General features: G+C 55.8%; 22 protein-coding genes, 1 other RNA gene and 2 pseudogenes. 15 read left to right on the top strand and 10 right to left on the bottom strand.

Annotated elements, in window-relative coordinates:
- Positions 1-188, top strand: a pseudogene (locus KK925_RS05205) (hypothetical protein); the annotation flags it as partial.
- An 852-nt stretch (positions 189-1040) separates the two neighbouring features.
- Here the strand turns inward: KK925_RS05205 and KK925_RS05200 are convergent.
- Entirely contained in the window at positions 1041-1301 is a 261-nt protein-coding gene (locus KK925_RS05200; protein WP_214096323.1) for a hypothetical protein, read from the bottom strand.
- Positions 1302-1407: 106 nt separating this feature from the next.
- Here KK925_RS05200 and KK925_RS05195 point away from each other — a divergent pair, with 106 nt between their 5' ends.
- Positions 1408-2148 (top strand): rhomboid family intramembrane serine protease, encoded by a 741-nt coding sequence (locus KK925_RS05195; RefSeq protein ID WP_174583179.1) that lies wholly within the window; start codon positions 1408-1410, stop codon positions 2146-2148.
- 53 nt (positions 2149-2201) lie between these two features.
- Positions 2202-3059, top strand: coding sequence for an SDH family Clp fold serine proteinase (locus KK925_RS05190; protein WP_174583178.1), 858 nt, complete (start codon positions 2202-2204; stop codon positions 3057-3059).
- A 1272-nt stretch (positions 3060-4331) separates the two neighbouring features.
- Here KK925_RS05190 and KK925_RS05185 read toward each other — a convergent pair.
- On the bottom strand, positions 4332-4700 hold the full coding sequence (locus KK925_RS05185; RefSeq protein WP_174583177.1) for a hypothetical protein: 369 nt from the start codon (positions 4698-4700) through the stop codon (positions 4332-4334).
- A 2599-nt stretch (positions 4701-7299) separates the two neighbouring features.
- Here KK925_RS05185 and KK925_RS05180 point away from each other — a divergent pair.
- On the top strand, positions 7300-7494 hold the full coding sequence (locus tag KK925_RS05180) for a hypothetical protein (protein ID WP_174583176.1): 195 nt from the start codon (positions 7300-7302) through the stop codon (positions 7492-7494).
- A gap of 1345 nt (positions 7495-8839) precedes the next feature.
- Here the strand turns inward: KK925_RS05180 and KK925_RS05175 are convergent.
- From KK925_RS05175 to KK925_RS05165, 3 genes are all read right to left on the bottom strand, one after another.
- Complete coding sequence (locus KK925_RS05175) at positions 8840-9511, bottom strand: L,D-transpeptidase (RefSeq protein ID WP_174583175.1); 672 nt, start codon at positions 9509-9511, stop codon at positions 8840-8842.
- 1068 nt (positions 9512-10579) lie between these two features.
- Positions 10580-11632 (bottom strand): aldo/keto reductase, encoded by a 1053-nt coding sequence (locus KK925_RS05170; RefSeq protein ID WP_174583183.1) that lies wholly within the window; start codon positions 11630-11632, stop codon positions 10580-10582.
- On the bottom strand, positions 11610-12425 hold the full coding sequence (locus KK925_RS05165; protein ID WP_174583174.1) for a polysaccharide deacetylase family protein: 816 nt from the start codon (positions 12423-12425) through the stop codon (positions 11610-11612). The genes KK925_RS05170 and KK925_RS05165 overlap by 23 nt, the downstream gene beginning before the upstream one ends.
- Before the next feature lie 146 nt (positions 12426-12571).
- Between KK925_RS05165 and KK925_RS05160 the strand changes: the two genes are divergently transcribed.
- Both KK925_RS05160 and KK925_RS05155 read left to right on the top strand, forming a co-directional pair.
- Entirely contained in the window at positions 12572-12898 is a 327-nt protein-coding gene (locus KK925_RS05160) for an Hsp20/alpha crystallin family protein (RefSeq protein ID WP_174583173.1), read from the top strand.
- Positions 12898-14025: a phosphatase domain-containing protein gene (locus KK925_RS05155; protein WP_174583172.1), complete on the top strand. Its 1128-nt coding sequence runs from the start codon at positions 12898-12900 to the stop codon at positions 14023-14025. Before KK925_RS05160 ends, KK925_RS05155 begins: the two co-directional genes overlap by 1 nt.
- A gap of 237 nt (positions 14026-14262) precedes the next feature.
- Here KK925_RS05155 and ssrA read toward each other — a convergent pair.
- Positions 14263-14618, bottom strand: a transfer-messenger RNA (tmRNA) gene (gene ssrA, locus KK925_RS05150).
- Positions 14619-14656: 38 nt separating this feature from the next.
- Between ssrA and KK925_RS05145 the strand changes: the two genes are divergently transcribed.
- The 7 genes and pseudogenes from KK925_RS05145 to KK925_RS11420 all read left to right on the top strand — a co-directional run.
- Positions 14657-15004 carry a hypothetical protein gene (locus KK925_RS05145; RefSeq protein ID WP_174583171.1) on the top strand — a complete coding sequence of 116 codons (348 nt, stop codon included), beginning with the start codon at positions 14657-14659 and terminating at the stop codon, positions 15002-15004.
- Positions 15005-15133: 129 nt separating this feature from the next.
- Entirely contained in the window at positions 15134-15217 is an 84-nt protein-coding gene (locus KK925_RS11430; protein ID WP_407929042.1) for a sulfotransferase domain-containing protein, read from the top strand.
- Positions 15218-15417: 200 nt separating this feature from the next.
- Complete coding sequence (locus KK925_RS05135; RefSeq protein ID WP_174583170.1) at positions 15418-15696, top strand: hypothetical protein; 279 nt, start codon at positions 15418-15420, stop codon at positions 15694-15696.
- A 75-nt stretch (positions 15697-15771) separates the two neighbouring features.
- Entirely contained in the window at positions 15772-16107 is a 336-nt protein-coding gene (locus tag KK925_RS05130) for a hypothetical protein (RefSeq protein ID WP_174583169.1), read from the top strand.
- Entirely contained in the window at positions 15996-16274 is a 279-nt protein-coding gene (locus KK925_RS11425; protein WP_407929040.1) for a PhnD/SsuA/transferrin family substrate-binding protein, read from the top strand. The genes KK925_RS05130 and KK925_RS11425 overlap by 112 nt, the downstream gene beginning before the upstream one ends.
- Complete coding sequence (locus KK925_RS11260; RefSeq protein WP_407929041.1) at positions 16220-16492, top strand: ABC transporter substrate-binding protein; 273 nt, start codon at positions 16220-16222, stop codon at positions 16490-16492. Before KK925_RS11425 ends, KK925_RS11260 begins: the two co-directional genes overlap by 55 nt.
- Before the next feature lie 278 nt (positions 16493-16770).
- Positions 16771-17220 (top strand): annotated as a pseudogene (locus KK925_RS11420) (ATP-binding cassette domain-containing protein); the annotation flags it as partial.
- A gap of 312 nt (positions 17221-17532) precedes the next feature.
- Here the strand turns inward: KK925_RS11420 and KK925_RS05115 are convergent.
- The 4 genes from KK925_RS05115 to KK925_RS05100 all read right to left on the bottom strand — a co-directional run bounded on the left by KK925_RS05115 (position 17533) and on the right by KK925_RS05100 (position 20367).
- Entirely contained in the window at positions 17533-17766 is a 234-nt protein-coding gene (locus KK925_RS05115; protein ID WP_174583167.1) for a hypothetical protein, read from the bottom strand.
- Between the two features lie 62 nt (positions 17767-17828).
- Complete coding sequence (locus KK925_RS05110; RefSeq protein WP_174583166.1) at positions 17829-18188, bottom strand: hypothetical protein; 360 nt, start codon at positions 18186-18188, stop codon at positions 17829-17831.
- Positions 18189-18776: 588 nt separating this feature from the next.
- A complete protein-coding gene (locus KK925_RS05105; protein WP_174583164.1) occupies positions 18777-19358 on the bottom strand; it encodes a hypothetical protein in 582 nt (193 codons plus the stop codon).
- 316 nt (positions 19359-19674) lie between these two features.
- Positions 19675-20367, bottom strand: a complete 693-nt coding sequence (locus KK925_RS05100; protein ID WP_174583163.1) for a carbonic anhydrase — start codon at positions 20365-20367, stop codon at positions 19675-19677.
- Positions 20368-20453: 86 nt separating this feature from the next.
- On the opposite strand from KK925_RS05100, the gene KK925_RS05095 reads away from it, so the two are divergent.
- The gene (locus tag KK925_RS05095) at positions 20454-21335 is read left to right on the top strand and encodes an outer membrane protein (RefSeq protein ID WP_174583162.1); all 882 of its coding nucleotides are present in this window, start codon (positions 20454-20456) and stop codon (positions 21333-21335) included.
- A complete protein-coding gene (locus tag KK925_RS05090; RefSeq protein ID WP_174583161.1) occupies positions 21325-22365 on the top strand; it encodes a metallophosphoesterase family protein in 1041 nt (346 codons plus the stop codon). The genes KK925_RS05095 and KK925_RS05090 overlap by 11 nt, the downstream gene beginning before the upstream one ends.
- The last annotated feature ends 20 nt before the right edge of the window (positions 22366-22385 follow it).

The raw sequence follows: 22385 nt of genomic DNA, 5'->3' as shown, positions 1-22385 counted from the left end.
CTCCGAGCTCGGACCTAGAAGGCATGGAACTCTCGGGGGGTCAAGCGAAACCGCGGCAAGAAGGATCGCTTGCTGCACTCTGCTCGGCATACGCCGAGGCTTCCAACCGGCTCGTTTCCGTGGTGCGCGAACATTGCGTCTGGAAGAGGGTAGCCCTGCAGCGGGGCACCTACACCCTGCTGCACTAGGCAACGCCCTTGGGCGCCCAGATGTATAGCAATGCTATCTTCACGGTGTGCAAGATCTACAGGGTAGAAAAAAGACATGGAGACACATCAGGGAGGAAGCGCCGGTTCCGGACTTGCACTCTGACCAGGCCAGCATGCGCTTCGACAAGCGCACGTACACTACGAAGGGTGAGAGCGTTTGGCTCTACACGATCGAGGGACGCATGAGCGTCCCGCTGCGGCTGGCCGGGTAGCCAAAGCGCGTCCGTGCTTCCAATTGGCTGAAGGAAACGGAATGGGTCTTTTGCGAAAGGACGTGGTATCTGAACCTTGTCGTTGAGACAAATAGATAGCCAAGCTGTGGCGTCCGGCGCCGTGCTAGGCGTGGATGTTGGGGGAAAAGAAGCTCGCCGCCACAAGCACAGGCAAATGGTTGGCGGCGGAGAAGTTGCGCGACAAGCGCGACTAGTCCCTTGCCCAGGGTCGTCGTCTTCCGTCCAACGGCACCCAGGGCGCTAGACAAAAGCTCCAGCAGGTTTTCGGAAAAAGATGCGGCGCGTTTGGCACATCAACCCCGAAACAAGTAGAGCCATCGTCCAGGCTAGTATCGACGCGGGGGTCGACAGGATCGTGGTGGAAGGTTTCTAGTCTCCTCGCTGTGGTCTCCGGCCACCCAGCGACGTCGATGCAAGTCGAAAGATTGCCAGAATTGACCAGGTCCCGGCTTTGGCAAGAGCGGCCGTAGATACGCCTGATGTTGCGAGCATGGGGAACGGTGGACCATCTCTGCGCTCTACAAGAAAGCCTGCAACTTCAGTCACGGGTTGTTTACGGCAGAATCGCAGGTTGGTGACGCTCACGCAAATCTTCTCCCTAAGCAGGATCAGCGAAGGCTTCGATGGCGAGCCGTTGGTCGGTTTGCTTCGGGCGGACGAAGCGTCCAGCCAGCCGCAAGCCAAAAGGGAAAGGGCCGCAGCTGAGAGCTTGTCCCCTTTTTTCTTCGGTCAAACGCGCGTTGACACTTCGACACGATTGAGTTGAGAGCAAGGGTTTTCGCGGGGGCCATTCCGAGAGTGCGGTAACAAACCGGGTAAAGGAAAACCCTACCGATTTAACCACGAATGATAAACCCATAGGGAAAGAGCGCCCTGCCCAACGCCGCATGACTCAAGACCCATGTGGACCTATACTCGCAAATCCTTCCTTGTACGCTGGGTGGAGTGCGTGATAGGCTTTGGCCATGTTCCCCGTGGCGGACACTGCCCCTGCTCCGACGGGGGCTTTAGCTACTCGACTTTTGATTTTGGCCAATGCGCTCGTTTTTCTTTTGGAACTAGCTCTGCCGGAAGAAGTGCGAGAAGAGTTTTTCTATCTCTTTGGAATTGTCCCTGCCCGTTTCACTCACCCCCGGTGGGCAGAGTGGGTGGGGTTTCCGGTGGATACCTATTGGCCTTTTCTTACCTACATGTTCCTCCATGGGGGGTGGATCCATATCCTAGGGAATATGTGGACCCTGTGGATCTTTGGGGATAATGTGGAAGCGCGGCTCGGTTCCCTCCGGTTTGTTTTTTTTTATTTGTTTTGTGGACTCTGTGCGGCGCTTGTGCACATGGAGACCAATCCCGATTCAACCCTTCCGACGGTCGGGGCCTCGGGAGCGATCGCCGGAGTCATGGGGGCGTACTTTGTCTGGTTCCCACGTGCTCGTATTATTCTCCTGGTCCCGATTTTCTTTTTTCCCTTCTTCTTTGAAGTCCCGGCTTTCTTCTACCTGGGGTTTTGGGCCCTTTCCCAGTGGTTCAGCGGGAGTTTAGCGCTTGCGAGTCCTACGGAGGTCGGGGGAATTGCATGGTGGGCTCATGTAGGGGGCTTTATAGCTGGCGCTACTGCCTGCTGGGTATTCCGCATTGGGAAACCAAAGACAAGACCCTTGCAGCCTGATGAGATGGCCCATTTATGGGCTTGGCATAGCCGACGTTAGAAGCTCTAAGGACCACGGGGGGAAGATTCAGACGGAGGGAAAGGACGGACCTTATGAACGTTGGGGATCTTTTTTGGCTTTTTCTTATCTTTGGCGCCTTGCAACCGGCGATCAGCCAGAAGCTGTTGGAAGCCGCCAGGCAGCGGTTGATCGCAGCGCTAGAAGCCAAGCGCCAAAGCCGTGTGATTCTCTTGGTTCACCGGCAAGAGACGATGAGCTGGTTTGGTTTTCCTGTGATGCGGTACATTGATCTGGAGGATTCTGAGGAGATCATCCGGGCGATCCATCTCACCGGTCCATCCATCCCTCTGGACCTTGTCCTTCACACGCCTGGAGGTCTTGCATTGGCCGCAGCTCAGATTGCTCGAGCGATTCGAAGTCGAAAATCACCGGTCACAGTATTTGTTCCACACTACGCGATGTCGGGGGGAACGTTGATTGCTTTGGCTGCCGACCAGATCGTCATGTGCGAGCATTCCGTATTGGGTCCTGTGGATCCCCAGCTTGGGGAATGGCCAGCGGCCTCCGTGCTTAAGGTTTTGGAGCGAAAGCCTGCTTCCGAGATAGAAGATCGGACTTGGATTTTGGCAGATCAAGCTTCCAAAGCGATTTCCCAAGTAAAAGAACTCGTGCGAGAGATCCTACATTCTCACTATCCGGAAGACACGGTTAAAGAAATTGCGGATCGGCTCACCGAGGGATATTGGACGCACGACTATCCTATTACCTACCAAAAAGCAAAGGAACTCGGGTTGCGTGTCAGTAACGAAATGCCCAACGAAGTTTTACAACTCATGGCGTTGTATCCCCAACCAGTGAGGCGACACAGCGGTGTCGAATATCTCCCGTTCCCTTATGAAAAACCGGCAGGTAGGTCCGCCCATTCTCCCGGTTCCATCGAAACTGCCTAGTCCCTTTTAGGGAGCTTCCCCAGCGAACCCCAAGCGAAAAGGCTTTTAAGAGGCCCAGCAAAGGCTCGAGGAGATTGGAACCTTTCCGGTCGATCCCCCGCCGGGCGCGGGTCTTACAAAGGATGGATCGTCCAGTGAAGAGGAAAATAACCCCAGACGGCAGCTGTTATTCTAGTTCGAAGCATTCGGATCGGCCGATGCTGTTGGACCGCTCTCATGGAAAAGGCCTGCGAAGCGGGAGAGAGTCATCCAGCAGGCAGGCCCTAACTTAACTTTCACACTATTTGAAGGTGCGTCACTGTAGCGAAACGATTGACTGGTTTCGTCCTGCCTAGTTGATCGGTTTGGACCCGTAAGAAAAAAGACGAAGCGGGCGTAGTTTTTGGAGCAGCTCGTTTCCTTTCTTTGGGTATTTCGGAGGGATTCGGCGCTCGAAAATTTGCCTTCGGGCAGGAACCGCGCTACGTGGATCGCTTAAAGGCGACCAAGCGTTTGGGCACTTCTTTGGGGAAGGTTTTCGAGATCCATTGGGCTTGGGGTCCGGCGCTGAGCCACCAGGCTAGGAAAAAGACCCGGATAGAATTGCGAGCTCAGCTCGCCGGCCCCAGTGATACACGGGACGGACCTGCAGGGAGGGAGCTTTTTGGGCTGGGGAAAGCCGGCTTCAACCCTCGGCGAGTCGCTTATGATGAGCGAGGAGAGATGGGGGCTGCACAAGATACCATCCATCGATTGCTTTCTCTTCTAAGATCCGCGCCTCTCTTTACGTTTGTACAAGAAGTGGCCCTCAGGGTCGACCCCATACTCCAAAGGATTTATGGGCTTGGAGGCAAAAGGCGCCCAAACCGACCGGGTTCCCCAGTGTGAAGGGATCGGGCTCTTCGCGGGAGGGTTTTGGGTGTGTCGGCCAATCTCTCGTTGCCAGAAGCCACTGGGCTTTCCCGCTGGACCCGATCGCTCAAGGCCGAGGCCATTTTTCCGGCAATCACCTGTCGAATACCATTGCCTTTCACCTCCATCAGTTAACTCCGGTCGAGAGGCCAAAGCTCGCGGTTTTTTGGGAAGACTTTGATAATCGCTCTTGGAGCTTGGCCTCTCTTAGCTCAACCGGCATAGGGAATCCCCTCCGCTTTGAGCGCTTCCAAGTTCCACCGGCTTTTTCCTTCCTCCTTCAAAACCAGAGGCTGTCTCTCGGATCCCCAAGCGTCGTTGGAATGTCACGAGCAACCCCACAAGAGTTTTCGAATCCGCGCGATTTCTCCCACAAAACCTTTATGAGAAATCGAAACTCCTTGTGCACGGGTCGCAATCCACAACAAAAACTTGCCGTCGATCCCCTCGCTTATCCCAGCTCTCTCCATAACGGACCAGTCCTTCCGGCCCTGCCCGCCTCACAGGGGAGATAGGAGAGATCCTAAAGCACAGGATTCGTTCCCCGCAGGGAAATGCTTGTGATAGAACTTCTTTTCCGCCTAGCTTCAAACCCCGTTTCACCCATCTCTCGCCCGGTATAGCTTCTTTTGCTCGAAATCCTTTTTCCTGCAACCCGCATAGTTTCTCCAAAAGCGTCCCTCTTACTTTCTTTCGCAAGGCACACTGCGCAGAGGCAATAAAATCGGCCCCAAAGGCGATCGCTTTCATCAACCGCGGCTTCGGCTCCGATCTCACCCCTGCAAGCATTTTCCTCTAGACCCCATCTTCGTGACACCTCTTCCCGTAGTCCGAACGCCCCATCGCCTAATGCCTCACCCATCCCCAAGTGTAGGCCCTGCAGGGGGACAAGCTTCTCCCCTTTCAAGCTTGAGCGAAGAAGCTTTTGGCTTTCGAGCGGGAGCCGGCTCCCATTGGCCCAATTCCTTCTCTTCACCTTTTTCCGCACCCCGCAGGACTCCCGAACGCCCTACCTGCCGGTCCACCTTTCCGTTGCGATCGGTACGAACCTTCGCGGACGTAGATGCCTACAATGGAGAACACCTACGATTTTCTTCGAAAAAAAGACTGATTCGCAACCTATTGACGCATAGATCCTACATATCTTTCCATAAATCCTTGACTTGCAACTACAAAGGCTAAAAACCTGAGAAAGGTAAGCTAACGGCTAGGGAAGGCTCTACCAAAGCATCGAAACCGGCAATGCGGGAGCCGTATTTTGTGCTGGAGAAGCGAGGGCGAAAGTCTTGCTGGGAAGGAAAAAGCCATGGGAAGGATTGGGGGGGCTTCCGGGATAGCGGGCGAGGGTCGGCATGCGAAGGACGAGGCACAAGGAGGGGAAGACCATTTTGGCGGGGGTTTGGGTGAGCACCAAACGGACCGACTGTTGTCCAATGGAGGCGAAGGCAAGATCAGGCAAGACTCGGAAATAGGTCCATAAGAACCAAAAAGCAGGGAGAAAGGGACTTGGGAGGGAAATGGCACGGAGTTCCAGATGGAACCTGGGGAAAGAGCGAAAGGTATCAAAGAGTGACGGACAGTCTAGAACCTCCGGCAGGCTTGGCGGCTCCGGTGCACGTTGGAGCAAAGAGCGAAGGCGGGTTAGAAGCTTGCTGCGGGAGATAATCCTGCCACAATTTCGTCCGAAAGCCCCAATACGGGAAATCCGCGCGTGGCGTTGAATCGAGCGGGGGCGAGTGAGAACGGACCACCCAGAGAGAACCTGGAGGTAGGGCCAGATCGAAAGGCACACATCCGGCTATAACTCTCCCGAATCGCAGCGCGTTGCTCCTCAACTGTACGAAGATCGGCCACGTTGGCGAGGGCTTCAGTGGTGGAGGCCAAGTGTAGAAAAGATATAGCGCATGCTTCTATCCACCTTTGACTTCTGTGTCTTTCCGTTAGCAGCCAAGCGCGGAAAAATCTTTTCTAACACTCTTATTTTATTGCCAAGCTTTGAAGAATAAAGAGCGCGTATTGGGACAGAATAGCTCTTTCAATGTGCTGCGGAGACTTTCTGTACCTTTCGTTTCGCACTTCTGGAACCATCGGCAAACGGGGGGATTTTCACTACCTATGGGGAGGTCGGACTGCTTGAGAGATAGAGGACGCCTCATCTGCGAGAACGTTTTTTAATGCTCAAAGCGGACCTGCGGCCGCAGACTCGTTGCGAGCTATGCTTACGATGGGAAAGCGACTGAGGTGGGGTCTCGACAGACCTCATCTGCCTGTGGCTCATCCAGGAATGGCCCGGGTAAAGGGCCTATTGTTTGAAGGGCGCTGGCTCATCTCAAGGCGCTCAAGAGGACGGGTCTTCCCTAGTCGTTTTTGGATAAAAAGGAAAAGCAGAAGCCATTGCTTGCCGGATGAAAGCTCTGGAAATTCCTGGCAAAAACGTGCATCCGAAAACCGTGTCTTTTCGACTTGTCTCGCAGAACCAATATAAAAAACTGCCAGCAGGCACTGACCTGCTGGCAGCGAGAATGTTATCGTGATCCTGTCTTCCTAGCGATGACAACAAGCCGATGAGCTACCGTGGTAACAGTAGCCTTTTTTGTGGTAACAAGCCCGCTTACTACCCTCGTGGTAGCAGCGGCGATTCTTGTGGACGCAGTGGGTGGCCTTGGAACTGCAACACTCGGATTGCGGAGAACGATGCTCCGCCCATGCAATGGGACTTAGGAGCGTCCAGGTTCCCACACTCATGATTGCGGCTAACGCAAGAAGACTCCCTTTGCTGCGGTACGTCATAGAATCCATCCCTCCTTTTAAGGCTTTCGGTTTGTTTCGTTTTTCGTAACGTTCGGGCCTCTCTTTGAGAGACCCTACGATAGAAATTAGCACAGTTGGATTTGAAACGCACGTGTGTTCGTCTTGAGCAAAAGAAAGGCTTTTTGTGCAGCGATGTCCTCTGCTTCGATTCGAAAAGACCGTATGGCCGTTCCACCTGGGAGCATCTACGGCGATGGCGTCCACAAGAAAGGCAGATGGCCCTCGCTCAGGGATGGAGGGCACTTGGAGAACCGCGTTTGGCTTGCGATCTTAAACTGGAAGCAACCTGTGACTGGGAGTCGCGAGCTTTATCGTAGGGCAGGCTCATGCCCATCTCCGGCATCAGGGGGATGGGCAAGAACCTTTGGCGAGGCCAAGGTCCCGCCAATCCGAACAAGATTCTGGCTTGCGTTTCCGTTGGTGTGCGTGCGGGGACCACAGGGCTAGCACACGAAATGATCTTGACTGTGTTTCCCCGGACGGCCGCACGAGGAAGAAATTCGGCTAGTATAGGCCGAGATGGGGGTATGGAATCGGGATGTCTGCTACCCTGGTTTTGTACGGGATCAAGGTCGGGAAGCTCGTGCCAAGCCTAGGGATCAAGCCTGGCGCGCGTTTTCTAGCCTGGATCCGGGTACGTGTGTGTCCCAGCTGTCCCATGACAATTGTGGAAAGGGCGGCTTTGACGGCTTCGGTGACGATGGCCGGGCTTGTTTGGTGGTTGACGGGCTGAACACGCCGCTTTTTTTGCCGGAGACCTGCCGGAGGTTCTCTTTTGCGTTCGGGCTGCGGTTGGCAGGAAGAGGGCGGCACAGGGCAAGGGAATGGGCGCGCTCGTCACCCACAGGCTTGCCACCGAAGACCTTGCCCGTGCAGGTCGCGCCAAGCTTGTGTTCTCTGGCATCCACACCCATGGGCGGGCCGAAGGCAAGATGCTTCGTGCCGCCGCATTCGACGAGAAGATGGGGATACCAATTCCTCTTGCGAAAGACCCGTTTGCTCTTTTTCGGTTGACCGGATTGGGGGATGCGCCAGTGGTATTTCCCAAGATGGATCGGAAGGAGGAGCATTCGGCCCGAGCGGAAGCAAGACGACTTTTCCCTTGTAAGCGCGCTTGTCCAAGGGAACGCCCGCACGCTTACAAAAGGGAGCGTAGGTACCCGTGTCTCTTTCCGGATGCGCTCAAGCGGCTTTTCCCCTTGTACGCCTCGCACACGGTAAAGAGGGGATTCTAACACAATGACTGCCCGAAGAGCGGGATTTCGCAAAGCCTCGAGCAGGCGCATGGATTTGAGGCCACGCGCTTCCAAACACGGTGCTCGCGTCCGATGGGAACGAGCTCGTGGCGCGCACTGGCCTAGGCGGCTTGAAGCACAGCGAGCCGGTTCGCTTGGTCCGTACTGATATCCAACGGGATCGAGAACGTGTGCACCCTCACCTATCGCCTCCGGGTGCCGGGCTCGGTGCGCTCGATGGAGCCGCAGATGGTCTCGGCACTGACATGACCCGTCGTCCCACGGGACAACAAAGCCGACCCAAGCTGGCCGTCTCAGTGACGCTAGTTGAGTCCTGGAAAGAGCTAAAACACGCCGGCGCACCTTCACACCCTTGAACAACCGACGGCAGCGGCCGCGGCGACGACGGGCGGGATATCAAGAAAAAAGGTAGATCGGGCGAGATCCCACCTCTTTGGAAAGCGCGGGCCAGAGCCTTGTTCTCGGCACATCGCGTGAGGTCCATCACCGGTTGCTTCAAGGCCACTCTTCCTCTCAGTGCGCCCCGTCGATCCTGGAGGAACAACACCCCATGAATGGCCGTTGGATCAACGCAATTGCGGTTGGTACCAACATGACCATGCACTAACGCACGCTCGCCTGATGGGCTACATGCAACCACAATCGCCGGCACAGGCGCTGGAAACAATCTCGGCGAGCCAGCCTTTTCGGGTCGATCTTTCGCTCGCAAAAAGCTTTGAAAAGCCTCCAAAACCAGAGGTTTAACCCCTTGGCGTAAAAGTTGTAACCTGGGAACGCACATCTAGCATTTGTCGACCCGACGCCTCCCGCCCAGGCTTTCTTTTAGCCGCCAGAAGGCGCTGGACGCCATGGCTCACGAAACGCCAGGGGAGAAATCAGAAAACTTGCGGGGGGATCGGGTTCCTTCCACGTCTGGGGGCGAACCAAGTTCTTGCCTAGTGTGTCGTCTTCTGGTTGCCGTTGGGCAATCCATACGGGCGTGCCCACACTAACCAGTTCAAAAAACTTGCGAGCGGCATCTTGCTCCAGCCGCAAGCAACCGTGGGTTCGCGGTACGGGCCACACGTAGCCCTGATGAAATCCGTAACCCGGAAGAAATTCCACCCAATAGGGCATGGGGTAACCGACATAGTGCCAGCCACTTCCGGACGGCTTGTGCGGCGACTCTCCCTTGACGATTTGATCACCTCGAACCCAAAAGCCATAGCTTCCGGAACGTTTTTCTGCAATCTTTCGAAACACCCGAAAGTGTCCTGTCGGGGTTGGATGGGCGGCTGTGCCGACGCCTACCGGGGCCACGAGCAGGGGACGACTCCCTTCCATGACGTAAACAGCCTGGTTCAGGAGCGAAACTTTCACGACCCGGTTCCCCTGTCCCGTCGGGGGCTGATAGAAGAAGTAAGAACCCGAAACAGGCCCTCTTGAGGCACATCCGGCCAGTAGCAGCGTCAGGACAAAAAACCAGTATCCTTTCCTTTCCACCACTTTATCCATCTAATCCTCTTCCCTTCTAGCGGTCGTTGCTTAACGGCTGCCTTTCTCCCTCCAAGCGCACCAACCGGCCGTTTGATTACTTTCTCGATCTCCCGCCACTGAACTGGTAACCACCGCTCACCCAAGCACCGGTCTTTGGTAAGCGGTCCCAGAAAACTTCCAGGAAAGGCGCCAAGTATCCTAGGGAAAAAAGAAATTTTTGTCAATTTGGATCGATCGCTCCAAAAAAATGGTTTCTATAGAGTTTTCTACCAGAGTCTGATAAGATGGTTGCTTCTTTTTTTTTCTTAGGAGCTGCGTAACAACTCTAGCTAGAGTTTCCTTTCTTTCGTCACGCCTTTTTCCAACCGAATTGTGGGATGGCCCTCGGGAAGTAGCTCTGGAGCCCACCGGCTGCTAAGGAGGCTTCTTTTTCGCCTGGGCATCTATCCAACCTCTCTCGGGGACCCTGGAATATCACTATCCTGATGCAGCTTAGTCGTAGCGTTTCTCCTGGTGCTTTCGCTTGGCCAGCACGTTAAGCTCAATGGGTGGAAGAGCAGGGTTCCGCGTCCGCATCGGCTTACGGATCTTGCACGGTATCTCCCATTCCTTGTGGGCGCCCATCACCTATCGCACGTTTCTCTGGTTATTGCCATGACACGTTGAGTCTTTCGCGGAGGCACCTCGGCCTGGGCCTCGCTCCTCCTAGGATCGTGCTTCATCCCCTAGTTGGAGTTGGAGCTTATCCTCCCCATTCGAAACGCCTCTTGCTCGATTGAGTTCTCGAGGTTTCGGGGGACACGGTACTGTCTTCTAACCTTTTATGGCCTAGGACACCTCAAGGGAACCTTTTGGTGAAGCGAGAGCGCGGTTGTTGGAACGATAGGGGATAGGGAGGGCAGACACCAGGAAAGGGGTCCCTTTAACCCTCGGGCACATCGCCGCAGCGTATGGGAAACGGGAGGGCGGTTCTTACGGAAACTCTCGGTGGATCCTACAGGGAGCCAGACCGGCTTGGATCTTTGAGGCTTAGGGAAAGGGATTTTCCCATTTTTTGCCTTACCTGCACGTTTGCTTCGGGAGCGGTCACCGGGATCGAAACGAAAGGATTTGGTCTTGCGTTCCCCCAAAAATTAGGTCCTGGACTTGAGGGTCTCGCAAAAAGTCGCCGGGAAAGCCCAGGCTCACCTCACTGACGGCGTCCAGGCGTTCCATCATCTTGGGCGGAAGATGCACTTGGAGGCATCCCAGGTTGTCTCGAAGCTGATCGACCGTGCGCGCCCCAATAATCGGAATGGGATCGGGTTTTTTTTGGCGCAACCAGGCCAAGGCCACCTGGCTTGGGCTACACCCTAGCTCCTGCGCTACGCTGCACACTTCCCGGGCGATGGCTAGAGTTCGCTCGTTCAAAAAGTGGTTTTGAAGCCGGCTTGGCCGGTTTCCTGCGAACCTTCCTCCAGCTGGATTCTGTGGGTCGAGGTATTTTCCCGTTAAAACTCCTCCACCCAGGGGTGACCAAGGAAGGACAGCCAGTTCCAAAGCCTCCGCCATGGGCAATAGCTCTCTTTCAGGCGTGCGTTCCAGAAGGCTATATTCGATTTGCAAGGCCACAAAGGGAGTCCATCCGCGCAAACTGGCCAGAGTATTCGCCTGGGCGACGACCCATGCAGGAGTGTCCGAGATCCCTACGTAGAGCACTTTTCCGAGTCGAACCAAATCGTCCAATCCCCGCATCACTTCTTCCACAGGAGTTAAAAAGTCCCATGCATGCACCCAGAACACGTCCACATAATCGGTACGGAGTCGTTTCAAACTCGCTTCTAATGACTGAACCATGTTCTTGCGATGATTCCCTGCCCGGTTGACCTTGCCGTACTCTTCGTACAGGGTGTATTTGGTGCCAATGACCAGGTTGGCTCGCTCCGAAGAGATCCACTCTCCTAGCCAGCGCTCGCTGGTTCCTTCCGTATACCGGTTGGCACTATCGAAAAAGTTTCCACCAGCTTGAAGGAAAGCGTCAAAGATCCTTTTACTTTCCTCTTTGTCGGATCCATGACCCCACACTTGGCCAAAGGTCATGGTCCCAAGGCAGATTTCCGACACACGGAGACCACTTTTACCTAATAACCGGTATTTCATGCCTTCCACCTCCCATTGGCTCGTTTCCTGGCGAGTTTTTCCTAAGATGCGCACCGAGAAAGGCTCGCAACCCCTTCCAGTACGAAGGAACATTCCTGGGACGGGGTCGAGCCGCTAACCGGTTAATGAGGAGCGGGTGGCTAGCAGGTTGGTAAGGTCCTGGATGTACGGTGAAGGCGCCCTCGAAGCCTGCTTCTGCAACTAATTCCACGACCCAAGGGTTCCACCGACCGTAGGGGTAAGCAAAATAGCGCACGGGAACCCCAAAACGATCCTCGAGGGCTTTTTTACTACCGCAAATTTCTTCCCGCGCTTGCTTACGGGAAAGCTGGCAAAGATCTGGGTGGGAGATCGTATGAGCCCCAATCGCATGCCCAGCACCGATCCAGCCAAGCACTTCCTCTTTGCTCATAAGGCGCCGCTCGGGGTAGCCGAGCCGCGCATCCCAAAGGTTCCGGTTACCCAGGTGTCCGGCAACCAGAAAGACGATAGCCCGCATCCTGTATCGTTCCAGTATCGGAAACGCTTGCGTAAACACACTCTGGTAGCCGTCATCGAAGGTGAGAAGAAGGGACCGGCTTTGCGGAGTATCACCGGGAAGGAGCACCGACCAGCGAGCCTTTTGGAGTTCTGCGAGTTGACGCTCAAACCGCTTTGGAGAAACGAAAAGTGCCCGAGCGGGGCCGCAAGTTACAGGGCATCGCTCGAGGTGGTGATACATGAGAGCTACGGGCGTTTCTCCCGCGTAATACTGGTATTCTCGCAGGCTGGTATAAAAGAGCGGGAATGACACGGTATTTTTTTGGCAAAAGCCTTGGCGTGGGGGAAGCGAATCTTTTTCCTTTAGGTTTCGGGCTGGTGCAGCCATAGAAGGATTAATCCCGTGGTCACCAGCATCCGGAAGGCAGCCTCCGGGCTGATCCGCAGTTCTCCCCATTCATGCCAACGGTCGACGTCACCGAAACCGACAAGGAATTCTGTGTGACGGCCGAGTTGCCCGCAATGGAGGAAAAGGATATCGAAGTGAGCTATTCCGACGACGGGCTAACCATCAAGGGCGATAAACGCGAAAAACGCGAGCAAATCCCCGTTGATTATTATCACTCCGAGCGGCAGTTTGGAGCGTTTGAGCGCGCCATAGCGCTGCCCGAAGACGTCAACACGGACAAGGCAAAGGCTTCTTTCAAGAAGGGAGTCCTGAAAATCACGCTTCCGAAGACTGAAGAGGTGCGATCCCACAAGAAGACGATTCCCATTGAGGCTTAATGGCAGTCTCTGTTCGGAGCGCGGCGCAGACCAATGCCGCGCCTTTTGTAGACTTTCAGCGCGATGTGTGGGAAAGCGATTACCAGCGGGAGCTCTTGCCCAAGGGGCAGGAGTTATGTTCAATGGAAAAAAGAAACGCTTCCATGACGAGAGGCATTTTTTTGTTCTGGCGCTGTGGTCTTCTGGCGCTTCTTTACAATTTCGCCAGAGCACTTTGTGTGGCGGCGCTCTCTCCGGAACATCCGCCGGTGCGTCCGGCCGATGCTGCATCGCCGGTACTTATCTGGGACATTGACCCCGCGAAGGCCAGCGCTCTCCCGCGGAACTTTCGCACTACTGAGGACTTGCCGAAGAATGAAACAGACGAATCATTTGAGAACGCTGGATTAAAGGAGCTTCGCGCCTCCGGCAGTGGACAATTTACGGCCGACAATCTCAAGCTTGTGCTGGCCCGCACTCGCGGGCCGGTCACCGTTTTCGATTTAAGACAGGAAACGCACATCTTCATCAACGGTCTGCCTGCGAGCTGGTTTGCCACGCACGACTGGGCTAACGTGGGCAGAAGTCGGGCTGCAATCGAAACCGAGGAAACGGCACAAGTGCAATTGCTCAAGCCCGGCAGCGAGGTTTCGATTCGATTTGGCGAGCCGGTGAAGAAAGGGCGTCGCGACGCCGCGGTGCCGCAGCGCGTGACGATCCATTACGTGAATACCGAGCGCGATCTGGTGGAAACCGCCGGTGCGCGGTACGTGCGCATTCCCGTGACCGATCACGTGCGTCCCATGGATGAAGAAGTGGATCGGTTTATTCTGGCTGCGCGGGAGATGCCGCCGGACGGCTGGGCCTATTTCCACTGCGAAGCTGGGCGTGGCCGAACTACGACTTTCATGGTGCTTTACGATATGCTGCGAAACGCGGCGCGCATTTCCTTGGAAGCCATTGTGCGGCGTCAAAAATTGCTGGGCGACGGCTATGACGTGCTGGCTCCGGTAGCGCCCGGAAACTGGAAGGCGCCTTATATCGCTGACCGGATCGCGTTCGTCCGCGCCTTTTACGATTATGCCCGCGCCAATCCCAATGGCCGACCGCGACTCTGGAGCGAATGGCTCAAAACTGGAGGGCAGTGAGGGGAATGCTATCCGGCGCGCAACCTTTGCTCTCGCTGCATCGCGAGCGAGGGACACGCTTCAGTAATGGCGACGAGGAGATTCACGTCCGGATTCGGTCCTCAGACAACATTCAAAAAGCTGTGGCTGGTTGGCCAAGCCATTGGCTTTGAGGCAGAGTGATCCCGTAAAAGTAATGTTCCGCCTGCGTGCTGTTCCGGCTGGCCCCGTGTGCTTTTAGTGCTTGCAAGCGAAGGCTTGGAGGCGAGGGGAATCGAACCCCTGTCCTCATCGTTCTCCACGCAAGCCTCTACATGTTTATCCGGCGATTGGTTCTGAGGAACCGCGCCATGCTCCGGCGCACTGCCGGCTCCCGGGCGTCCACGAAATCGATTCACGAACCGGCGCGGTCGCTCCGCCGATTCGCCAGCCTCCTATCCTCGTTTTCGCAGCCAGCAGGCGTCACAGCGAAAACGTGGCGGTCAATTAAGCCGCGAGAGCGAGACCTTCGTAGTCTGCGTTTATTTGTTTGGTTCGATTTTTAACGAGGCCAACGAACCATCCTCGACATGCCGCCCGCGCTTCCAACGATCAGTAGAAGCCGGTACGCCCCCATTTTTGGGCCTGAAAAATTAATCTCTTTTAAGCTCTTATGCAACCAGCGGTGTTCGTCGCACGCTTGCTCTCTGGAAGCATCGTTGATTCCGTGATCGATTGGAGAATGGCGGCGGACCTGACAGCTCAACGCCTAGCCGACTCGCAGCAGGCGGTAATTGCGCCAGGCGAAACAATCGCACTTGGGAAAGTGACCGGCTTTTCTTCGCCGGAAAAGGCGGCGCGGTCGTCCTGGTGGCTGCGGCGTTATCTGCATTGGACGTGCCGGAATTTCAGTAGCCGGCCCAAACTGCTCTTGGGCGGGGATGTTATTGTGTTGTCGGCGCCAAAAAGCGGGCGTACATGGATTCGGACGTTTCTCTGCGCGTACCTGTGCAAATGCTAGGGGGTTGAATTTACTCTGCAGCCGGGGTGTTATGATCTGTCGGGATTCCCGCGTGTCATATTCTCCCACGATCGATTTGAACACCGGACCAAGGGTAATTTATAGTGCAGGCTAGGGTGCAAATATCTGGTGCCCCGGAAGGATTTGCGACGGGCGAAAATCGTTCTACTTGTACGCGATCCTCGAGACTGCTTCGTTTCGCTTTACATTTAAATGACCCGACGTGATCCAGACGCTGCGCTCACGGAGCGATCCGTCAGCGAGCTTCTCCGCGACGAACGATCTGGAATCCGGGGTTTGGTCCGGGTGATGAACCACCGGCTGGATGAATTTGGCGGCCGAAGTGATTTCATCGTTGTCCGCTACGAGGCGCTTCGCGCATCGCCGGCAGAATATTTCCTTAGCTTCTTGCCGTGCTGGGTGAAACGGCGGCAGACGCTTGGGTTTTTCAAGAGGCGCTCGATTTCGCTCGATTTGAGAACACGCAGAAGCTGGAGGCTGCGGGTGCTTTCGATTCCGAAATTCTTCAACCAGGGAACGTGCGGGATCCGGAATCGTTCGAAGTACACCGGGGAAAGGTTGGCGGTTATCGGGACTACCTTTCTGCCAAAGATCAGCGATACGCCACGGAGGCATTGCGAGACCTCGATCCGCGGTTCGGTTACAATTCGCGCGAGACCACAGCGGTCTAATTGACTGCAGCGGAGTTTCAAACAGCGATAGCGCAAAACATGTTGTGAGGCTCCAGGGGAACGATTGTGGCTCTCATGAGATCCCGTTTACAGCAAGCCAGTATTACCGCAGCCCTATTGCTGGCAATCGGTCAGATCCATCAGCCTGGTGCACAGAAGTCCTTTGATTCTGGGAGAACGGTGGTTCGGTTCGGCCATTTCCCGAATATCACCCATCCTCAAGGGGTAATCGCACACGCTTTGTCGCGACAGGGCGAGGGCTGGTTTGAACAGCGGCTCGGGCCGAACGCTGAGGTTCAATGGCACACTTACAATGTTACAATGCGGGACCCTCAGCCATGGAAGCAATTTTCGCCGGATCGCTCGACGTCACGTACGTGGGTCCCGGCCCCACACTTAACGCCCACTTAAAATCAAATGGCGAAGAAATGCGCGTCCTTTCGGGTTCAGCCAACGGCGGGGTCGCCTTAGTAGTGAGAGCCGATTCAGCCATCAAAACGCCTGCCGATTTTCGCAGCAAGAAATCGCCACGCCACAGCTGGGCAACACGCAGGATATTTCCTGCCGTGCATGGTTAAAAGCCCAAGGATTCAAGGTCACGCTAACGGGCGGCGACGTAATGGTAATTCCCACGGCAAATCCTGACCAGCTCCGCCTTTTGCGAAGGGGCGCGGTGGAAGCCGTCTGGACCGTGGAACCGTGGGTGACACGCTTGGAACGCGACGCTACGGCGCGTTTTCTGGAAGACAAGGAGACCATCACGACCTGGCTGGTCTCCAGTGTGAAGTTTTTATAAACTCATCACGAGTGGGCGCAGCAAATCGCAGAGGCGAATGTGCAACTAACCAGGTGGATTCACCAAAATGAAGCAGGAGCGCAGCGGCTATTGATCCAGGAGTTGAAAGCCGAAACCCGGACAGACTTCGCGCCCGAGGCTGTGGCCCGGGCCTGGAAACGGACACAATTGACCAACGAAATATCGCGGGACCTCATCGCCAAGTCTGTCCGAGACGCCAGTGAAGCCGGCTTCTTAAAAGGCTCGACAGACACTTCCAGGCTGATGGAGATTCCGTAATGCGGGGGATGGCTCACCGCTCCTCGGCCAAAGAGGAACTGGAGCTTGTTCCGCCCTCGAAACTTTCGATTGAAAACGTTTCGAAAAATTTAGGAGGCACTTCGGGCCATATTTTGGCGTTGGACCGGGTAAGCCTCAACGTTGCCGAGGGTGAATTTGTGCGTCTTGTCGGCGCGAGCGGTTGCGGGAAAACAACCTTGCTCAATATCACTGCCGGCCTGGAGAAACCCGACGACGGCAGACTGCTCGCCGATGGTAAACGCGTGACGGGACCCGGTCGCGAACGGCTGGTCATGTTTCAAGAGCCGGCGCTTTTCCCGTGGTTGAGCGTGTTGGGAAATGTTCTTGTTGGACTCAAGTTCAAGCCCAATCTGAGCAGACGGGAGCGCCACGAGGTGGCCAGGTACTACCTCGCACTGGTCGGGATGAGCCGATTTCAACATGCGAATATCCACGAGCTTTCTGGTGGGGTGAAGCAGCGTGTCGCGCTGGCGCGCGCTCTCGCGCCCAACAGATTGGCGTGGCGCATGGCGCTTAGAGGAGCTCCCCGTACCGCGTTTTCAAAGGATGGCTGGGCTTATTGGCAATGCTTTTGGGCTTCTGCCACAGTCCCTGGGCCAGAGCGATGCAGCCCTCGAAGAAACTGCGCGGTGTCATGCCCTCATTGGTGTGTGATAGTTCGCTGGCAGACGAAGCCTCGATGCCCTCGCGGGCTGCAGCGAAATCGCAATTAAGCATCGCTACTTCCGAGCGCACCGAGGTCACCCCCCGTCAAGATCGTACGCTGGTGACACCTGAGAAAGCAAAGACTCCAACAAACTGGTGTTTTTTTCACCAGAAATCGACGTAGCCGCTCTGAATTTTGGCCACGATAAATGCCGGGCCATTTCGCGCAGATGCCCCGCCCATTGTCCCGCCTCTGGCCAGCGGCACATTCCCGTGTTGATATAAATAAGCTCGCGAACGGCGTTCGGATTTTCCGGCTCGATCGCCATCCCCTTTTCATAGTCCGCTTGTGCTTCGCGCCATTTGCCCTGCCGGCGTTTGATGGCTGCAATCAGGCGAAGACTGTCGCTATCGTTGGGCGAAAATAGGAGGCGATCTCGAATCGCTCCAGCGCACGCCCATGATCCTGATGAATCCAGTAGATGCACTGTCCGAGCGCGAGGTGCGCCTCCGCCAGATTGGGTTGAAAATGCAACGCCGTTTCAGCCCCCGAACGCGCTGTGTCTCGCCATTCTTCCGTGGGCTCGTACAAATGGAATACCGCCGCGCACAGGGACGCCAGCCGGGCGTGCGCAAGGGCGAAAACTGGGTCCAGCGCGATCGCTTGGGAGTAGCGTTCCCGCGCGGTCTTGTAATCCTGCAGGAGACTATCGGGATTTTCAGAGATTTGATTTGCCTGCAGGTAAAGCACGTATGCTTCCGTGCTGTGCGTCGGCTTGGTGGTTACCCGAACTTTTCCTCGGTCGTCAGATTTGCCCGTAGAACGTCAGCGATCTCACCAGCTAATTCGCCTTGCAGCCCGAGCGAATCGGATGAGCGTGCGATCGTAGCGATTCGCCCGCAAGTTGCGATCAGTTGCCGTGCCGATCAATTGCAACGTTGACCACTACCCGGTCGCCTTCTCTTCGCACGCTATCTTCCAGCAGGTTGGCCACCCCAAGGGCTTTGCCGATATCGCGCAAATTTTGCCCGGAAAAGCCACGAAACCGCATCATTGAAGACCGGTTGATTACCTTGAGGCCTTTGATCTTGGCCAGGCTGGTCAGGATGTCGTCCTAAATGCCATCTGCAAAAAAGGCATTGTCCGAATTGCGGCTAAGATTTCCAAATGGCAAAACCGCAAGACTTTTTCCGGAGCCGGGCTTGAGGTAACCGTGACGGGAACGTTGGAGGCGGTGGTTGGTCGTTTCTGGAGCGTGCGCTTCAAGAGGCACGGCGCGAAAGTGATCGCCGTGACTGTAAAAGCGAGGAGGACAAGGCCGCTGATCCCGGTCGCCGCTTAAACGAAACGGCACGTGGTCGGCAACCGCTTCGCACGCGCCTGTTTCGCCTGCGCCAGCCTGATTTTTGTCGGCACGTGCGGATTGCCGATTTGATGGGAATAAAAATTCACGACCGACAAGGGAACTCCATGCTTGACAGGGCATTCCCCCAGCTCGTGCAGATGGCCCCGCCATCGGCGCGATTGCGCCAGATCCAGGGCGACGCGCTTGGAGAGAAGAATATGTCCCGGATTGCCACAATCCGTGACACGCTGCGCGGTGTTGATGCCCGCGCCCGCCACGTTCGGCCGGTCATTCACATCGCGAACCTGATGAACCGAACCCCTGTGGATCTCCATTCGCAATTGCATGTTTGGCTCCTTCTTTAATCCGCGGGCGATCTCCAGAGCGCATTGAACGGGCGCTTCCAGACTGTGGAAGAAAACCAAGGCCATTCTGTCACCTGTGGGAATGGAGATCAAATTACCGGCAGCTTCTGCTGCGCGCGCCGGTTTCGTGTCGCGCACGATCTTGCTCAGGCGCCGCTGCGCATCACGCTGCTCATCCAGCAAAAGCTTCCAATGACCCACCACGTCCATGAATAAGACGTGCGCAATTTCAAACCGTACGGCTGAACCGATCTCCGCTATGGAAAGGCTTAATCTTCATCCATTCCGTCGTTTTCGGAAACGGTATTTCCGGTCACGATCGGGAAACCGGTGTTGTGGGCCTTTGCGGCGGAACGATCAAGCCGGGGTTGAGAAAAGGGTCGCTACCCCGGGTGCGCAAGGTCGCAGAGCCTTGCGCGGAGTCCGTCCAAAAAATTGCGTCGCGTAAAAATTCCTTCTAGCCAGCTCGCGAAGTTTGGGGTGGATGACTTTCAAGAGAGGAAATGGTCACACGGTGTAGAGTTGCCTAGTTTCCGTCCAAAAAGGTAACAGCGCCAGTATCCAGATTATAATAAGCCCCTGCTACCTTCAGATCGCCTGAATCTACTCTGGCTTTGAGAACCGGTGTTGAGGAGCGCAGACTCTGCACCACGTGCTTGACGTTTGCCTTGATGGTCGTCTCCAAGTCATCTTTCGCAGTGGCTTCGACCGCAGGTTGGATCGCCTTGACTAACGACTGCATGTGTCCGGGTGCTTTCCGCTTGGCGGCGATCGTCTTCTTGGCCGCTTCCACAGCGCCGCAACGCTGATGGCCCAAAACGACAATCAGTCGCGTACCCAGGTGATCGACGGCATACTCGATGCTGCCCAGGCTTTCGTCGTTAATTACGTTGCCTGCCACCCGAAGCACGAACAAATCCCCCAGACCCTGATCAAATACGATCTCGGGCGGCACCCGCGAATCTGAGCAGCTGACGATAATGGCGAAAGGATGCTGGCTATTCGCCAATTCCGTCCGGCGCTCCGGAGTCTGCCCCGGATGTTGAAGGTTGCCGCTTGCGTAGCGGAAGTTGCCCTCTGTGAGCTTGGAAATCGCTTCCGCCGGGGCCACACCTGGTTGCTGCGAATGTCCGGGTTCGCCAGCCTTTACAAACTGCCCTGTAAACAAAGCGATAACGCTTGCTAACACGACATAACACGTTGGCTCGATCCTTTTCATGGTAGCATGCTCAACGAATTGTGGCGACTTGAGTCAAGGAGATATTTTGCTTGACACGCTGTCGCTTCCCGCTCACAACGCCCACCATGAACACTTTCAGCTCTCTAACACTTCAAAAGTGGGCAGCAGGCAGGGTTGTCCTAAGGTATTTGGCTACTTTTTTGGGCGTCGGCTCTCTGGTTTCAGTTGCATGGGGGGGTGACACGACTGGCAATTTCAAGGAAACAAAGGCACCGGAGGAAGTCTACACAAACAATCGCGGCTTTTACGCCGGCGTTTTTGCCGGTGGCGCAGTATCGGATAACGATGAGATCGTGCAGAGCGGCACAGCGTTTCTTATCCCGCCGCTGGATGTGCGGGCGACCGGAGCCGCAAAAAGTAATACAGGGTTCATGGTAGGTCTGAACGTCGGGTATGAATGGCCGGGATGGCGCCTGGGCGGCGATCCGCGCTGGGCTTTGCTCCCGGCTTTGGAGTTTGAGGGTTATTACCTGAGCGCAGATCAAACCGGTTTCTTGAATAACCCTACGCCGCGCCTTCCGGAGCACCTCTTTGATTTTCGCGCGCCAATGGACATTGGGGTGTTGATGCCTAATCTAGTTCTAACGCTACATACGCCCTACCGGGTTCATCCTTACATTGGCGGGGGCGTCGGAGCGGCCATTGTTTCCAATGTGGGAGCCACCTCATTTCAGCTGGCTCCGCCCGAGCCAGGGATCAATCATTTTAATTCGAACCCGAACGCGTCGGATTGGGGATTCGCGGCGACAGCCCGGGCGGGTCTGCGTTTTGATATCACTCGCCATTTGTACTTTTTTGTGGAGTACAAATTCCTGACGATCGGCACCACCGATTACACGTTTGGTTCGACCGTCTATCCCACTCACGCGCCCACCTCGCCCTGGTCAGTTCATTACGGTGACATGTTCGAGCACATGGGCGTGGGAGGAATCGGTTTTGCGTTCTGAAAAGCTGCGCTTCGGCTGGCTGGTTCAAGCGGTAGCGGCACTGCTGCCGGCGGTTTTCTGTTCCAGCGCGCCTGGTCAAAAAGCTGAGCAGGCGCAGCCGCCGCTGGTTCCCGGCACCGGCCCTCTGCGACCGGCCAAGACGGAAAGTTTTTCCTTCATCGTTGCGGGCGACAGCCGGCCGCATAAACCGGAGCTCCCGTTGCCGTCCACAGCGGAGCAAATTTTTACCGCCGCGCGTGCTTTGAAGCCGGCGTTTATCATCTGGACGGGGGATGCCATCTATGGGCTAAGCAGCGCTGACCCGAACGTTATCGCGAGACAGTATGCGGCATTTTTCCAAGTGGCGCGCAAGGCGGCAGCTCCGGTGTTCCTTGCCCCTGGCAATCACGAGATGGACGTCAGAATTCCTGCCGAAGGCCAAAAGCACAGGAGAGAAATCGGCAGCCCGCAGATGGAAGTGCTGTTCCGAAAGAACATGGGCCTGCCGCAGCGCGCCCCCATCTACGGCGCCTTCAGCTACGGTAATTCCCGGTTCATTCTTCTTAATTCGGAAGAGATTCCGCCGCCGGGTACGGAGCGCTCACCGCATGCGAAAGTGGGAGCGGGTGGGGAACTGGATTTGGACCCGGGCTTTATTCGTGAAGAGCAATTCCAGTGGCTCAGACGGGAACTGGATGCCAACAAAGCGTTGCACACCTTTGTTTTCATGCATCATCCGATTAAGCCGAGGGAATCTCACATGAGGTTGAACCACAGGAATGCCGAGGAGCTGATGGAGCTGTTCAGTCATTACTCCAACATCTCTTACGTGATCGCCTCGCACGAGCACCTTTACTATAACCCGCAGACCGGTGATACCACACCGCCGCCAGACCGAATCGATCCGTCCCAGCAACCGCCCATCTATCTCGTCTCAGGCGGCGCGGGCGCTCCCCTGGAAGGCCCGCCCGAGAAGGGCGGTTTCCATCATTATCTGATTTTCCGTGTGGAGGGAGCCAGGGTTCACCCGACACTTGTGCGCCTCCCGTGAACGGAAGAATTTTATAAACG

Source organism: Candidatus Methylacidithermus pantelleriae, from assembly GCF_905250085.1.
In the GTDB taxonomy this organism is placed as follows: Bacteria; Verrucomicrobiota; Verrucomicrobiia; order Methylacidiphilales; family Methylacidiphilaceae; genus Methylacidithermus; species Methylacidithermus pantelleriae.
The sequence above is the reverse complement of the archived record's forward strand: the minus strand, read 5'-3'. Positions and strand labels throughout refer to the sequence as shown.

Coding starts and splice junctions, on each gene's coding strand:
- KK925_RS05200 (WP_214096323.1), bottom strand. CDS start 1,301: ATGGGTTTATCATTCGTGGTTAAATCGGTAGGGTTTTCCTTTACCCGG.
- KK925_RS05195 (WP_174583179.1), top strand. CDS start 1,408: ATGTTCCCCGTGGCGGACACTGCCCCTGCTCCGACGGGGGCTTTAGCT.
- KK925_RS05190 (WP_174583178.1), top strand. CDS start 2,202: ATGAACGTTGGGGATCTTTTTTGGCTTTTTCTTATCTTTGGCGCCTTG.
- KK925_RS05185 (WP_174583177.1), bottom strand. CDS start 4,700: ATGAAAGCGATCGCCTTTGGGGCCGATTTTATTGCCTCTGCGCAGTGT.
- KK925_RS05180 (WP_174583176.1), top strand. CDS start 7,300: ATGTCTGCTACCCTGGTTTTGTACGGGATCAAGGTCGGGAAGCTCGTG.
- KK925_RS05175 (WP_174583175.1), bottom strand. CDS start 9,511: ATGGATAAAGTGGTGGAAAGGAAAGGATACTGGTTTTTTGTCCTGACG.
- KK925_RS05170 (WP_174583183.1), bottom strand. CDS start 11,632: ATGAAATACCGGTTATTAGGTAAAAGTGGTCTCCGTGTGTCGGAAATC.
- KK925_RS05160 (WP_174583173.1), top strand. CDS start 12,572: ATGCCAACGGTCGACGTCACCGAAACCGACAAGGAATTCTGTGTGACG.
- KK925_RS05155 (WP_174583172.1), top strand. CDS start 12,898: ATGGCAGTCTCTGTTCGGAGCGCGGCGCAGACCAATGCCGCGCCTTTT.
- KK925_RS05145 (WP_174583171.1), top strand. CDS start 14,657: ATGCAACCAGCGGTGTTCGTCGCACGCTTGCTCTCTGGAAGCATCGTT.
- KK925_RS05130 (WP_174583169.1), top strand. CDS start 15,772: ATGAGATCCCGTTTACAGCAAGCCAGTATTACCGCAGCCCTATTGCTG.
- KK925_RS11425 (WP_407929040.1), top strand. CDS start 15,996: ATGGCACACTTACAATGTTACAATGCGGGACCCTCAGCCATGGAAGCA.
- KK925_RS05115 (WP_174583167.1), bottom strand. CDS start 17,766: ATGGCGATCGAGCCGGAAAATCCGAACGCCGTTCGCGAGCTTATTTAT.
- KK925_RS05105 (WP_174583164.1), bottom strand. CDS start 19,358: ATGGACGTGGTGGGTCATTGGAAGCTTTTGCTGGATGAGCAGCGTGAT.
- KK925_RS05100 (WP_174583163.1), bottom strand. CDS start 20,367: ATGAAAAGGATCGAGCCAACGTGTTATGTCGTGTTAGCAAGCGTTATC.
- KK925_RS05095 (WP_174583162.1), top strand. CDS start 20,454: ATGAACACTTTCAGCTCTCTAACACTTCAAAAGTGGGCAGCAGGCAGG.